Below are 13851 nucleotides of genomic sequence, written 5' to 3' on the forward strand. Positions count from 1 at the left end.
ACCGTTGCCACGCACACACGGCAGACGGGTAGTTGGTATTGACTGACATACAGGTGAGTGGGGCACGCGAAGGAGGTCCCACCGCGTTAGCTGTGCTGCGGTTGTTGGCATCGGGAACCGCGCCCGATGTCTTCGAAGCACGGCTCAGGGAGATCGCCCGGGAATCCTCGCCACCGTGGAGTGCTGCGGATTTACACCGTGCCCGTGGATACGCCGAACGCATCTACGGGCTCATCGAGACACAGAATCAACGTGAGGCCCGGCTGTCCAACCTGGTCGGCGTGGCCATCGAGTTGCTCGGATGCCACGATATCGACGAGGCCTCGACCACTCTCGTGAAGCGGGCGCGGATCATGCTCGACGCCGACTTCGCGTTCATCTCGGTGCGCGATGACTCCGGACCCGAGGTGCGACACCATGTCCGCTACGTCGATGGGTCTACCACGGCGATCAATCGAAGCCTGTACTTCCCGATCGGCGACGACATCGGACTGGTGAGTCAGTACCGGCCCGGCCACGGTCCGGTGTGGACCGCGGATTACTCGTCCGACACCCGATTCAGCCGGGCCAGCGACGGCGACGCCGCCATGCGTTCCGAAGGTGTGCACAGCCTGATGATCATGCCGATGGAGCATGAGGGTCAGCACTTCGGGAACCTCTACGTCGGCTCGCGGACGGTGCGCAGCTTTACCGCCGCCGAGCGGTCCCTCTTCGTGAGTCTCTGCTCGTTCGCGGGTATCGCGCTGGCTCGCGCCGACGAATTCTCCAGCAATACCGCGCAAATCCGTGAGTTGGAGCAGCGCCTCGAGCTGCGGACCAAGCTTCTGGATGCCGGGGCCGGCCCCGGTGGCATGGACAGCTTTGTCCTTGCGGCGGCGGAACGTTTGGGAGTCGCGATGCGGGTGACCGGACATGACGGCGCCGAGATCGCCTCGTACAAATGGGAATCCGACCCCGAAGACTATGTGACGACCGCGCTCACAGTGGGCGACGACTACCACGGCGAGCTGTCGGTGGCCAGTCTGGACGACGCGCCGGTCTCGGTGTATCCGCTGAAGCTCCAGGATCTGGCCACCACGGCCGCAGTGGTCATGTCCGGCGATAATCGGATGTCGTTGTCGGTCTCCCAGTTGCGTGACGACCTGCTCCACGATGTACTAGATTCGCGTCAGCGCGACAATCGATTGGTTCAAACCTACGCCCGCCGTTTGTCTTTGGATCTCAACCAGCCGCATATCGTGGTGATCGTTCGACCCGAACGTGGTGGACTGGACCGCGCAGCACTGTGGTCGGCGTCATTCGCCTCTCGGGTGGGTGGACTACGTGCCACCCAGGACGAGGTGGTGGTGCTGCTCGTTCCCGGATCTGACCCGGGCCGGACCGCACAGGCGGTATGGGACGAGACCACCACGCACCTGCGCATGCCGGTCACGGTGTCTTCGGCGGGGCCCTCGGACCGTGTCGAGTCCATCGAGGAGACCTATCAGGACGCGCTGCGCTGTATGGACGCCATGAGTGCGTTGGGTGCACTCGGAACAGCGGCTGCCGCAAACGAACTCGGATTCCTGGGGGTGCTGTTGTCGCGCCACCAAGACGTGGAGGGATTCGTCAGATCGATGGTCGGTCCCGTCATCGACTATGACGACGAGCGTGACACCGACCTACTCCAGACGCTCGATGTGTATTTCACGGTCGGTGCCAGCCCCACCCGCGCCGCCAAGATCCTGCACACACATCCCAACACGGTGGTGCGCCGGCTGGACCGGGTGAACGAACTACTGGGTGACGGTTGGCAGGATGCCGAGCGCCTCCTGGACACGCAGCTCGCCATCAAGCTGTGGAAAGTTCGTGGTTCGCTGCTCACTCGCCAGACCGGGTGACACCAGGCATCCCACCGTCGCGGCGATCGACACGAGGGTGGCGTGACGGTGCCATCCGGTGAACGAACGCCCCGCGAAGTCCTGCATGCCCATGCGGTTCGCCAGGTGCAGGTATCCCTGCTGCACGTGATCGGCCAGCGCCACCTGGTGCGCCTGAGACGAGGTGGAGAACTCGGGGTCGTTGGTCAGCCAGAGTTCGGTGCGAGCCCGCGAATGATCCAGCGGTGTCATGCCGACGAGAGTCAACGGTGTCCGTGAACGGGCCGCGGACGGATCTGCCAGCTGAACCTTCGCGATACTGATCAGGTGGCGGCGCCCCTGGTAGACGTACTGTTCGGTGCGTCGCGAGCCCTTGGTGGCCTGCACGATTTGTGCTGCCGGAAGTACCCGGCCCTGATAGCCCACGAACGCCGGGTCGACAATCTGCAGTTGCAGGTCACCCGATACACGTGAGGTCGCGACCTGGTGGGTCAAGCTGCCGAACAGCTGGGTCAGATCTGCGCTGTTAGCGCCCAGCAGGTCGAAGACCACCGGGGCATTCGACGGCCGGGCCACCTTGAGGAACTCCTGGAAAGCCGTGAGTGCGCATCCGCTGACCGATTCCAGCGGGTAGTCCTCGGGGATCGAGGTCTTGGACTTCTTGGTGGCCGATTCCAGCCAGGGCTGCGAGAGATGCAGACGCCAGCTGACGGGCACCGCGAAGCCGTCGGCCGCCAGCCACACGCTGAGTGCCAGCTGACCGTTGACCGCGCGCCCGGCGCGGGGGCAGTAGCGGCGGTCCACTCCCACCGAGTGCACTCCGGCCTTGGGAATCAGCATCGGCGTGACCACCCAGGCGGCGGGGTGATAGGCGCTGGTGAGGTAGCTCGTCAGATCTCGACGGACCGACCACCAGTCCCACGTGGAGCTGTTGACGAAGTGATGCAGGTTCTGCTCACTCACCTCGCGCCCCATGGACTGGCCCATGGTGGCGGCCATGTTCCGCGCGGACTTGCGGCCGCGGACCTTCAGCAGACCGGTCACATAGTCCTCACCCTTGGCCCGCTGGTCGCACCGTGGCAGTGATCGCAGCACGTCGGGGCACACGTGCGCTGCCACCGACGCCATGGCGTCGACCGGAGAAACACGGGGACGTGTGTCGAACAGTTCGGGTGCGGCCTGCACCTTGGTCGCAGATGTCATGTCTGGAGCACCTCAATGAATTAGCGGGTGATCGATGTCGACCTCAGAATGGGCGAGATGCGGCCCTGGGAACAGGTATTGGCACCACACAAAGTGACGGACTATGCGTGTGGCCCGCTACACCCAACGCGGTGGACGAATAGGTGATGACAGATATGTGAACAACCCCGTGACCAGCGAATGATTAACCGCATCCTGAGTCACTAGGTGGCGCAATGGGGTGCTTGGGGGGTCAACTTGACGGATTGTCTCCGAACTGACGAATTGAATTCGCGATTGTTTGGTGCGCGACGCCCCATCTCGAAGATAGAGAGGTGATTACCCGGCGGGCGTTGCTAGGCACGACATTTGCGTTGGCTGGGGCGGCGGCACTTGCGGGCTGCGGCTCGCAGGCCAGCGCGGCGGATCCGCAAGTTTCGGTCACCGGTGGTGCGATCCGCGGGGGGACGGCCGGAAAGGTTCACGTCTTCCGCGGCATTCCCTATGCGCAGCCGCCGACCGGGGAGAATCGATTTCGTTCCCCGCGCCCGGCGATTCCGTGGCGAGATACTTTGAACACCACACGGTTCGGCTCCGACTTCATCCAGCCGGCCGGCGGTGACCCGGTGCGCCAGGAAGACGCGCTGTATGCCAATGTCTGGACGCCCACGGTGGACGCGGGAGCCAAGCTGCCGGTGATCGTCTATATCCACGGTGGCGGCTGGTCCCGGGGAGCGGGCAGTCTCCCGGTCTACGACGGGGCGGCGCTCGCCGAACGCGCCGGAGCTGTCGTCGTCAACTTCAACTACCGGCTGGGTGCCTTCGGCTTCTGCGGTCATCCCGCGCTCGAAGATCCTGACACCGGACTGCACACCAACTGGGGTCTGCAAGACCAGATCGCACTGCTGCGGTGGGTTGGTGAGAATGCCAAGGCTTTTGGCGGCGACCCGGGCAACATTACGCTCGTCGGCACCTCGGCAGGCGGTGCCAGCACCTGGCAATTGGCCCTGCACCCGCAGACCAGGCCGCTGCTACGCAGAATCATCAGCGTCAGCCAGGCTCATGTCTGGAGCCCGTATCTGAGCTTGACGCCCGACGATGCGACGGCGGTATTCGACGCACTGGCCGCGGCGCAGGGGGTTTCGGTCAAGAACCTCAAAGAGGTCCCGGCCGACAGGATCCGCGACTGGTGGGTGGGGCAGTTCGCCTTGCCGAGGTCGCAGCGCGTGGTCAAGAGCGGCCGGCAGTACCGCGGCCCGGTTCTGGATCCGGTGTTGCTTCCCGCCTTCGACGTCGATCAACCGATACCGGACATCCCCACCATCTCCATCTACACCAGCACGGAGGGGTCATTCTTCACCGGCCCCAACGCGCCCGACCCGCAACCGCAGCCGACGGATGCGGCGTCACTGCACGCTGCCTTCCGCGACATCCTCGAGCAGGGCGTATCGCCGTTATCCGATGCCACCGTTGCCGATGCTGTTGACGTCTATACAGATTCGGCACGACAAGATGGTCGGCCAACCGATCCGCTGTCGTTGTGGACCGAATTGTGGGGCGATGCGCTGATCCGGCACGACATCCTTGCCTTCACCCGCCGCGCGGCGATCGAGCGGCGTGCGCCGCTGTATCTGATGGAGTACGCACACCCGGTGAAGCCTCCATACTTCGGCGTACCGCATGAATCGACGTCACCTTTCCTCTTCGGCACCTACGCGCACCCTTCCAATGTGGCCAAGTTCGGCGACGGGCCGAAGGAGCGGGAAACCTCTGCCGCTTTCATGGATCTGGTCGCGGAGTTCGTACATGGCCGCGCACCGGCCAGTCCGCGGCTTCCGCAATGGGATCCGGTTGGCCAGGACTTGCGGCAGCTCGTGCTGCGGGACGGTGCCGGAACAATCGCCACCCCTACCAAGACCACACAGCTGGGCGTTCTTGACGCAGTCCAGTGGGGCAAGTGAATCAGAAATCAATCGAATGGAGATCACGGGAATGACTGCGCCATCACTGCTGCTCGACACGGGACGTGCAGTACAACAACCGGTCTGGGAGAACCATGCACACCTGGAACGTGTGCGTGCCGAACTCAGCGAGCTGCCCGCATTGATCGGGGCCGACGAGATCAGGACCCTGCGCACGCTGCTGAGCACCGTCGCTCAGGGCCGCGCCACCATCATTCAGGCGGGCGATTGCGCGGAGGATCCGCAGGAGTCGACCAATGCGCACGTGGCCCGCAAGGTGGCACTGCTCAACGTACTCGCCGGCACGATGCGGATGAAGACTCACCGGCCGGTGCTGCGGGTCGGACGCATCGGCGGCCAATACGCCAAGCCGAGGTCCAAGCCCACCGAGACGATCGACGGTGTCGAACTTCCCTCTTTCCGTGGACATCTCGTCAATGGTCCGCAACCTCATCCGGTGCACCGGCGCGCCAATCCGGATCGGATGCTCGCCGGCTATTGGGCCGCGAACCGGGTGATGGGTCATCTGGGCTGGCGGGTGCCGTCCTCGCTCTCGGTCATCGAGCCGCCGGTGTGGACGTCCCACGAGGCGCTGCTGCTGGATTACGAGGCTCCGCAGCTGCGCCGCGACGGCGAGAACCGCATGGTGCTCACGTCCACGCACTGGCCCTGGATCGGTGACCGGACTCGGCATTTGGACGGTCCGCATGTCGAATTGTTCTCGCGCATCGCCAATCCTGTGGCATGCAAGGTGGGTCCGTCGATGACGACCGAGGATCTCCTCGCTCTGTGCGACAAGCTGGATCCGGAGCACGAGAGTGGGCGGTTGACGCTGATCGCCCGGTTGGGTGCGGCGGCTGTGCGCGACAAGCTGCCGGAATTGGTTGCCGCGGTGCGTGAATCCGGACACCCCGTGATCTGGCTGTGCGATCCGCTGCACGCCAATACCGTGTCCACCGAGTCCGGGTACAAGACGAGGCATGTGCAGACGGCCATTGATGAGGTCCGCGGCTTCCGCGAGGTGCTTGCCGAGGCGGGTGTGCACGCGGGTGGGTTGCACCTGGAAGCCACACCCGACGACGTGGTCGAGTGCGTCCTCGACGGCTCGCAGAATCACGAGGTAGGTCAGCGGTATTCGACGCTGTGCGATCCGCGCCTCAACACCGCGCAGGCCACCGAAGTGGTGTCGGCATGGTAGCGGTGGTCACCGGCGCAGGCGGTGGAGTCGGATCTCGGGTGGTGACCACCTTGGCTCGTCGGGACGAGCGGGTTGTCGCGGTGGATGTCGATGAGGTCGCCATCAAACAGCTCGTCGAGTATGCCGCCGACGAGGGGTTGGACATCATCGGACAGGTGCTCGACATCACCGACGACACCGCGGTGGCCGTCGGGGTATCGGACATCGAGTCTCGGATCGGACCGATCACCTCGTTGGTGAATGGTGCTGGAGTGCTGAGAACAGGTGCAGCGGTGGAGTTCTCCGATGCCGACTGGGCACGGACCTTCGACGTCAACGTGCGCGCTCCCTTTGTTCTGAGCCGTGAGGTGGCTCGATACATGATCCCGCGCCGCGCAGGGTCGATCGTGACGATCGCCTCCAATGCCGCCCTGGTGGCCCGCAAGGGGATGACGGCATACGCCGCATCCAAGGCTGCGGCCAACGCCTTCACCAAGAGCCTTGGGCTGGAGCTCGCCGAGCATGGAATCCGATGCAACGTAGTGGCACCCGGCTCGACGGACACTCCCATGCTGCGCGCCATGCTGGGTGATTCCTCGGACTCCGGATTGGTTGCCGGCAGCCTGGACGACTTCAAGCCGGGGATCCCCCTGGGGCGCATCGCACAACCACAACACATCGCCGACGCTGTGGCCTTTCTTTCTTCCGACCAAGCCGCCCACATCACCATGCACACGCTGGTGGTCGATGGCGGCGCGACGTTAGGGGTTTGACCAATGACCACTGCCACCCGCGGCATCCCGATCATCGCCGAGTACGACCTGCCGACCGTGGATCTACTGCCTGCCAACACGGCGACATGGCAGATCGACCCCGCACGCGCCGTATTGCTCGTTCACGACATGCAGCGCTATTTCCTGGCGCCGCTGCCTGTGTCGTTGCGTGATCAACTGGTGAGCAATGTCGCGGCCATCCGCGACAGGTCGGTGGCCGCGGGCATCCCGATCGCCTACACCGCTCAGCCCGGCAGCATGACCCAGGAGCAGCGTGGCTTGCTCAAGGACTTCTGGGGCCCCGGGATGCGTGTGGACGAAGAGCACCGTCAGATCGTCGATCCGATCGCACCCGACGCGGGTGACTGGGTCTTCACCAAGTGGCGCTACAGCGCCTTCCACCGTTCGGCGCTGTTGGAACGGATGCACGCAGCGGGACGTGACCAGTTGGTGATCTGCGGCGTCTACGCACATGTGGGTGTGTTGATGACGGCGGTGGACGCGTTCACCAACGATATCGAGACCTTCCTGGTTGCCGACGCGATCGCCGATTTCGATGACGAATCACACTGGATGGCTTTGGAATACGCCGCACGACGGTGCGCCGTGCTGACCGTCACCGACGAGGTGCTGACATGAGCGATCTACTGGGACGTGTGTTGGCGGGAGCAACCGGGCCATTCGCCTTGCTGTACCGCCCGGAATCCGGCGCACCCGATGCCGTCGACGTCGTCACCGGCACGGTGACGTCCGTCGAGCGGATCGCCGACCTTCCGCTGCGCGACGGGCACGGTGGGCATGACCTGCTGGCCTTGGTGCCGTACCGGCAGATTGCCGAGCGCGGATTTGTAGCGCCCGATGACGGTGCTCCACTACTGGCGCTTGCCGTCGAGCAGCAGGAGTCGGCGCCGTTGTCGGAGGTATTGGACCGAATTCCCGAGTATCCGGTAGTGGTGGGCCACAGCGATTTCGACATCGACGACGAGGAGTACGCGCGTCTGGCCTCGGGAATCATCGCCGAGGAGATCGGCCAGGGGGCGGGCGCCAACTTCGTGCTCAAGCGGAACCTGTTGGTCCAGTTGCACGACTATTCGATCAACACCGCGCTGACGCTCTTTCGGAGACTGCTGGAACGGGAGAAGGGCGCGTACTGGACGTTCCTGGTGAGTACCGGCGAGCAGGTATTCATCGGCGCGACCCCCGAACGCCATATCAGTGTGCAGGATTCGTTGGCCGTGATGAATCCGATCAGCGGAACATATCGATACGGTGCCAACGGCCCGAACCTGGATGCGGTCATGGAGTTCCTCGCCGACACCAAGGAATCCGACGAGCTCTACATGGTGGTCGATGAAGAGCTGAAGATGATGGCCCGAATCTGCCCGGACGGTGGGCAGGTGCAGGGACCGTACCTGAAGGAAATGGCGCGGCTCGCGCACACCGAGTATCTGATTTCCGGTGTTACTGATCGAGATCCGCGTGAGATTCTGGCCGAGACGATGTTCGCGCCGACGGTGACGGGAAGCCCACTGGAGAACGCGTGCCGTGTCATTCAACGGTATGAGCCCAAGGGCCGCCGGTACTACAGCGGCGTTGCCGCATTGGTCAGCACAGATACCGCCGGTGTGCGGCAATTGGATTCGGCCATCTTGATCCGCACCGCGGAGATCGCACCGGATGGTGCGCTTACCGCCGGCACCGGCGCCACCATCGTTCGGCATTCCAATCCCGCGAGCGAGGCCGCTGAAACCCGCAGCAAGGCAGCCGGATTGCTCTCCGCTCTGACGACACGCCGGGAACTTCGCAGCCATCCCCGTGTTACGGAGGCGCTGGCTAGCCGCAACACCGGCATCGGGACCTTCTGGCTGGGACACGGATCGGGAGAGAACGCCGCGAGTCTGGTGGGCCGCACCGCGCTGGTGGTCGACGCCGAGGACACGTTCACCTCGATGATCGGATTGCAGTTGCGGGCCTTGGGTTTACGTGTGGATATCCGCCGATTTGACGAGGATATCCAACCCGGCGCACATGACATCCTGGTGCTCGGCCCCGGCCCGGGCGATCCGACGGCAATCGATGTTCCGAAGATCGCGACACTGACCGCCCTGACGAAGACCGCACTGACTCAGCGTATTCCGTTCCTATCGATCTGCCTGAGTCATCAGGTGCTCTGCCGGCAGTTGGGCCTGCCCGTTCGTCGTCGGGAGCAGCCCAATCAGGGTGTGCAACGGCAGATCGATTTGTTCGGAACCGAGCGACATGTCGGGTTCTACAACACCTTCGCCGCGGTGACGAGCGGCGAGTGGGTCGATACGCCCGCAGGACGGGTGCAGATCAGTGCCGATGCCGCGACAGGCGAGGTTCATGCGGTGCGCGCCAAGCGGTTTGCATCCATCCAGTTCCACGCCGAGTCCATCCTCACTCGCGATGGGGTAGGGATCTTCGGTGAGCTGCTCACGCCGCTGGCGACGGGAGTTCCGGTACTAGCATGACTGGTGTGCGCATAGACATTCACGCTCACCTGTGGTCTGACGACTATCTGTCGTTGCTCGACGAGTATGGGCGGGCCGGTACCGACGTCCATCGGGGCCTGGGTGCCGGGGCGACGCGTACCGATTTGGATGGACGTTTCGCGCTGATGGATGAGGCGGGTGTCGACCTGCAGATCCTCTCGGCTACACCCGCATCACCTCATTTCGAGGACGAGACCGCCGCCGTCGAGAGTGCCCGGTTCGTCAACGACGAGTACGCGAAGCTCGCCAGTGAGTATCCGGGACGGTTCCGCGCGCTGGCGTCACTGCCGCTACCCCACATCCCGGCCGCATTGGAGGAGCTGAGCCGTGCCATCGACGATCTGGGCATGTACGGCGCGTCGATCACGACCTCGGTACTTGGCCGGTCGATAGCCGATCCGCTATTCGATCCGCTGTACGAGGAACTGAATAGCAGGGGCGCAATACTTTTCGTGCATCCAGCAGGGTGCGGTGCGGACTCGTCCTTGATCACCGATCACTCGCTCACCTGGTCGATCGGGGCGCCGATCGAGGACACGATCGCCATCATGCACCTCATCGTCGCGGGCATCCCGTCGCGTTATCCGGATATAAAGATCGTGACGTGTCATCTGGGCGGGGCCTTACCGATGGTGCTGGAGCGCGCGAACCGTCAGGTGACCGAATGGGAAGCGACACACTGTCCGGAAGCACCCAAGGATGCCGCCCGGCGGCTGTGGTTCGACACGGTGGGGCATGACCACACTCCCGCGCTGCGAGCCGCTGTCGCATCGCTCGGCGCCGACCGGTTGGTATTCGGATCGGACTTCCCGTACCAGGGAGGCCCCCGGTACGTCAGTTCCGCGACCTACATCCAGGAGGGTCTGTCGGCCGAAGACGCGTCGCTGATCCTGGATCGCAATGGAGCTGAGCTGCTGGGGCTGGTCGGCGATTAGGCGTTTGTATCGGAGTGCGGTTGCGGTGCGCTATTCGATGCCGACTCGGAAAGGCGTGACCGAACATCCTCGGAGAATGGTGTCGAGAGGCGCGAGCTTTCATCCATCAAAACAATGACAGAGAGCGCTCTCGCGACACACCGGTTTTCCTGAAAGATGGCTTGGCGGAGTTTGAGTGAACTGCGCCCGACGGAATCCACCGCTGTGCCGATAGTTACTTGGCCTGGCCATAGCATCTCGCCCAGGAAATCGATCTCCAAACGTGCGATAACAAACGCCCTGTTTGGCTCCAGGATTCGTCTTGTGCTGTCGTGTAGAAACTCGACTCGCCCGGTTTCCAGCAAGGTGGAGAAAACGGAATTGTTGATGTGTCCTTGCCGGTCCGTATCGGCATAACGCAGCTTGTCGTGTGAATGCAGCGGAAACTCTGCAAGAGTTGGAATTTCAGCCATTCCCGCTGGTCCTTTCCTAAGCGAATTCGAGGGCACAGAGGGTATTGCCTCAATCCGATTTCACGATATCGGAAGGTAACACCCACCACGGTTCGGGGCGGTATGGCCCACCTACTAGACTGATCGCTGGACCCCGCGCGGCGTCTATCCTGTGAACTCCCCCAGGGCTGGAAGGCAGCAAGGGTCAACGGGCTCTGTCGGGTGCGCGGGGTCCCCTTTCCGAAGATTGCGACCTCCAGATGCCCCGCAGGGCGAATAGGGGAAAGCCGTGTCATTCTTGTCGCTCGGACCCGACGAACTCGCAGCTCAGCATCGGTTGCAGCAGGAGAACTACAGCCAGCTCAAGGCCAAGGGGCTCTCGCTGGACCTCACTCGTGGCAAGCCGGCACCCGAGCAGCTGGATCTGTCGAACGGCCTGCTGGCGCTGCCCGGTGACGGCGACTACCTCGACGGCAATGGCACCGATACGCGCAACTACGGCGGCGGTAACGGCCTTCCGGAGCTGCGTGCAATCTTCGGTGAGCTACTCAGTGTTCCCGCGCCTAACCTGATCGCGGCCAACAACGCCAGCCTTTCCCTCATGCACGACGTGATCGTGTACGCGCTGCTGCACGGAACCGTCGACTCACCCCGGCCGTGGGTTGAGGAGCCGTCACTGAAGTTCCTGTGCCCGGCGCCCGGATACGACCGTCATTTCGCGATCACCGAATCTTTCGGCATCGAGATGATTCCGGTACCGCTGCGCGAGGACGGCCCCGACGTGGACCTCATCGAGGAACTCGTCGCCTCCGACCCGACCATCAAGGGCATGTGGAGCGTTCCCGTCTTCTCGAACCCCACCGGAACCGTCTACTCGTGGGAGGTCGTTCGTCGGCTGGCCCAGATGAACACGGCGGCACCGGATTTCCGGCTGTTCTGGGATAACGCCTACGCGGTACACACCCTTACGCATGATTTCGTCCGGAATGTGGACTTGCTGGGGCTCGCCGAGACCGCCGGACATCCCAACCGCCCGTTGATCTTTGCGTCCACCTCGAAGATCACCTTCGCCGGAGCTGGCGTCAGTTTCATGGGCGGATCACTGGCCAACATCGCGTGGTACCTGCAGCACGCCGGTAAGCGCAGCATCGGGCCCGACAAGGTGAATCAGCTGCGGCACCTGCGCTTCTTCGGCGATGCCGAGGGCGTCAAGCTGCACATGCAGAAACATCAGCAGATCCTCGCGCCCAAATTCGAGCTGGCGCTTGAGATCCTGGACGACCGATTGAGCGAGAGCAAGATCGCATCGTGGAGTGAGCCCAAGGGCGGATACTTCATCAGCCTCGACGTGCTGGACGGCACCGCTAAACGCACGGTGGCCCTGGCCAAGGAGGCCGGGATCGCGCTCACCGAGGCGGGCGCCACGTTCCCGTACCGAAATGACCCGAATGACAGGAACATTCGTCTGGCACCGTCGTTCCCACCGCTGGAGACCGTCGGCGCCGCTGTCGATGGTCTGGCGACGTGCGCGCTGCTGGCGGCAACCGAGAAGCTGCTGGAGCGCGCCAACTAGGGCGCCTGCTGCACCTTGTCGATCTGTTTGTTGAGCAGCGTCAGCGCCAGCTTGTCGTTGTCGCTGGTCCAGGGCTCCATGGCGTGAAGGACCTTGACGGTCACCGTGGTGCCGCGTGGATGTGCGGTGAGCGTCTTGACGGTGATCTCGACGGTCTGTTCACCGTCCATGCCCAGGCCGCCGGTGAAGACGGCTGCGATCGCGTCCACGCTCGCTCCCGAGACCTTCTCCGTCTTGACGCTGCCGGTCCCGCCGATCCCGTCGAGGTCAAGCGTGACGGACCCACACCGCCCCGCCTTCTCCTGGATGGTCTGAAACGAATCGGCGATTCCTTTGCCAACCACGACGTCCACACGAAGAGACCCGTCCTCGTACTGTGCGGCGGCCTGATCGAAGGTGACCGTGTCGTGGTTGACGAACATGTTGCACTCGGACGGGCTGACCGTCGGGCCGTCATCACCCGGGCGCTCAAGCACCTCATAGGTGCCCGAGCCCTCGGGGAAGTCCTGTCGGGGCAGCAGGAGTTTGGCGGGATCACCCTTGGGCAGCCCGGGTGAACCGTCCGACTTCGGTTCACCCGAGACGACGCTGGTGCACGCCGATACGAGGATCAGGGCGGCGGATATCGCGCTGATGGACAGCGTGCGAGCCACGGGACTTCCCCCATCCGTCATGTGCGGATTCGCCTAGGGCGCCTTTTGCACCTTGGCGATCTGCTTGTTGAGTAGATCCAACACCAGTGCGTCCTGCTCGGGAGTCCACGGCTCGATGAATCTGTCGACCTCAATGCGGACGGTCGTGCCCCGGGGATGCGCGATCGCGATGTGCGACTCGACGCCGATCTGGTCGCCCTCAGGTCCGAGAAGACCGCCGACCTTGACCAACTTGGTCTCCGCTGAGGCACCGGGCAAATCGGAGATGGAGACATGCGCCTTCATCGCCACCCCGTCGCCCTCCATCTGGACGGATGCGCATTCCTGGGCACGCTTCGCGAGGTCGTCGAAGGACTGCTTGATACCGAGCCCGACACTGCTCTCCGCCATCACGGTGTCCGAGTCGTACTTGGCGCGCGCCCTGTCGTAGTCGCCGTCTCCCTCGGAGATGAACTCGTAGCACCCGGGCGGGTTGACCTTCTCCGGCTTGGACTTGTCCGCCTTGTCCTTGTCGAGTTTGAGCTTGTCTTCGATGGTGAACGTCCCATTGCCAGCGGGGAAGTCCTCCCGGGTCAGCAAAAGTGCGGTCGCCGGGCCCTCGGGCAACTTCACGGTCGGCTCGTCGGCCTTCTGGGTACTCGACGACGGCGCCGGTGACTCACTCGGCGATTCCTTGGAACAAGCGGAGGTGAATGCGAGTGCGATGACACTCGCGCCAACCGCCAACACAGTGTTCATATCAACGCGACGTGTCTTCATGCGCGGACTTTAGCGAACAAGATCACCCAATGTGG

The 13851-nt window shown here is 63.5% G+C and carries 12 protein-coding genes and 1 other RNA gene; 9 read left to right on the forward strand and 4 right to left on the reverse strand.

Annotation, left to right across the window (positions count from 1 at the left end):
• Positions 1–92: 92 nt before the first annotated feature.
• On the forward strand, positions 93–1880 hold the full coding sequence (locus tag RHO23_RS22535; protein WP_423489279.1) for a helix-turn-helix domain-containing protein: 1788 nt from the start codon (positions 93–95) through the stop codon (positions 1878–1880).
• On the opposite strand, the gene RHO23_RS22540 is transcribed toward RHO23_RS22535, so the two are convergent.
• Positions 1776–3062: an IS701 family transposase gene (locus RHO23_RS22540; RefSeq protein ID WP_030096027.1), complete on the reverse strand. Its 1287-nt coding sequence runs from the start codon at positions 3060–3062 to the stop codon at positions 1776–1778. The genes RHO23_RS22535 and RHO23_RS22540 overlap by 105 nt on opposite strands.
• Before the next feature lie 314 nt (positions 3063–3376).
• On the opposite strand from RHO23_RS22540, the gene RHO23_RS22545 reads away from it, so the two are divergent.
• From RHO23_RS22545 to RHO23_RS22570, 6 genes are read left to right on the forward strand one after another with little or no spacing between them, the layout of a single operon-like run.
• Positions 3377–5002 (forward strand): carboxylesterase/lipase family protein, encoded by a 1626-nt coding sequence (locus RHO23_RS22545; protein WP_423488383.1) that lies wholly within the window; start codon positions 3377–3379, stop codon positions 5000–5002.
• A 16-nt stretch (positions 5003–5018) separates the two neighbouring features.
• Complete coding sequence (locus tag RHO23_RS22550) at positions 5019–6200, forward strand: 3-deoxy-7-phosphoheptulonate synthase (protein ID WP_070922031.1); 1182 nt, start codon at positions 5019–5021, stop codon at positions 6198–6200.
• Positions 6194–6952 carry a 2,3-dihydro-2,3-dihydroxybenzoate dehydrogenase gene (locus RHO23_RS22555; protein ID WP_030096024.1) on the forward strand — a complete coding sequence of 253 codons (759 nt, stop codon included), beginning with the start codon at positions 6194–6196 and terminating at the stop codon, positions 6950–6952. Before RHO23_RS22550 ends, RHO23_RS22555 begins: the two co-directional genes overlap by 7 nt.
• A 3-nt stretch (positions 6953–6955) precedes the next feature.
• Positions 6956–7591 (forward strand): isochorismatase family protein, encoded by a 636-nt coding sequence (locus RHO23_RS22560; RefSeq protein WP_070916902.1) that lies wholly within the window; start codon positions 6956–6958, stop codon positions 7589–7591.
• Positions 7588–9444, forward strand: coding sequence for an anthranilate synthase family protein (locus RHO23_RS22565; protein WP_423488384.1), 1857 nt, complete (start codon positions 7588–7590; stop codon positions 9442–9444). The genes RHO23_RS22560 and RHO23_RS22565 overlap by 4 nt, the downstream gene beginning before the upstream one ends.
• Before the next feature lie 5 nt (positions 9445–9449).
• Complete coding sequence (locus RHO23_RS22570; RefSeq protein ID WP_423488385.1) at positions 9450–10400, forward strand: amidohydrolase family protein; 951 nt, start codon at positions 9450–9452, stop codon at positions 10398–10400.
• Here RHO23_RS22570 and RHO23_RS22575 read toward each other — a convergent pair.
• Positions 10397–10852 carry an acyl-CoA thioesterase gene (locus RHO23_RS22575; protein WP_030096020.1) on the reverse strand — a complete coding sequence of 152 codons (456 nt, stop codon included), beginning with the start codon at positions 10850–10852 and terminating at the stop codon, positions 10397–10399. The genes RHO23_RS22570 and RHO23_RS22575 overlap by 4 nt on opposite strands.
• 124 nt (positions 10853–10976) lie before the next feature.
• On the opposite strand from RHO23_RS22575, the gene ffs reads away from it, so the two are divergent.
• Both ffs and RHO23_RS22585 read left to right on the forward strand, forming a co-directional pair.
• Positions 10977–11073, forward strand: an RNA gene (ffs, locus tag RHO23_RS22580) — signal recognition particle sRNA small type.
• 47 nt (positions 11074–11120) lie between these two features.
• The gene (locus tag RHO23_RS22585) at positions 11121–12404 is read left to right on the forward strand and encodes an aminotransferase class I/II-fold pyridoxal phosphate-dependent enzyme (RefSeq protein WP_030096019.1); all 1284 of its coding nucleotides are present in this window, start codon (positions 11121–11123) and stop codon (positions 12402–12404) included.
• Here RHO23_RS22585 and RHO23_RS22590 read toward each other — a convergent pair.
• Both RHO23_RS22590 and RHO23_RS22595 read right to left on the reverse strand, forming a co-directional pair.
• Positions 12401–13057 (reverse strand): hypothetical protein, encoded by a 657-nt coding sequence (locus RHO23_RS22590; protein ID WP_057967032.1) that lies wholly within the window; start codon positions 13055–13057, stop codon positions 12401–12403. The genes RHO23_RS22585 and RHO23_RS22590 overlap by 4 nt on opposite strands.
• 33 nt (positions 13058–13090) lie before the next feature.
• Positions 13091–13816 carry a hypothetical protein gene (locus RHO23_RS22595; protein ID WP_064407605.1) on the reverse strand — a complete coding sequence of 242 codons (726 nt, stop codon included), beginning with the start codon at positions 13814–13816 and terminating at the stop codon, positions 13091–13093.
• Between the last annotated feature and the right edge of the window lie 35 nt (positions 13817–13851).

Origin of the sequence: Mycobacteroides sp. PCS013 (assembly GCF_049532645.1) — a bacterium.
GTDB classification, from domain to species: domain Bacteria; phylum Actinomycetota; class Actinomycetes; order Mycobacteriales; family Mycobacteriaceae; genus Mycobacterium; species Mycobacterium gwanakae.

Excerpts from the sequence above, each read along its gene's own strand:
- RHO23_RS22540 (WP_030096027.1), bottom strand. The coding sequence starts at position 3,062 with ATGACATCTGCGACCAAGGTGCAGGCCGCACCCGAACTGTTCGACACA.
- RHO23_RS22550 (WP_070922031.1), top strand. The coding sequence starts at position 5,019 with ATGGAGATCACGGGAATGACTGCGCCATCACTGCTGCTCGACACGGGA.
- RHO23_RS22555 (WP_030096024.1), top strand. The coding sequence starts at position 6,194 with ATGGTAGCGGTGGTCACCGGCGCAGGCGGTGGAGTCGGATCTCGGGTG.
- RHO23_RS22560 (WP_070916902.1), top strand. The coding sequence starts at position 6,956 with ATGACCACTGCCACCCGCGGCATCCCGATCATCGCCGAGTACGACCTG.
- RHO23_RS22565 (WP_423488384.1), top strand. The coding sequence starts at position 7,588 with ATGAGCGATCTACTGGGACGTGTGTTGGCGGGAGCAACCGGGCCATTC.
- RHO23_RS22575 (WP_030096020.1), bottom strand. The coding sequence starts at position 10,852 with ATGGCTGAAATTCCAACTCTTGCAGAGTTTCCGCTGCATTCACACGAC.
- RHO23_RS22595 (WP_064407605.1), bottom strand. The coding sequence starts at position 13,816 with ATGAAGACACGTCGCGTTGATATGAACACTGTGTTGGCGGTTGGCGCG.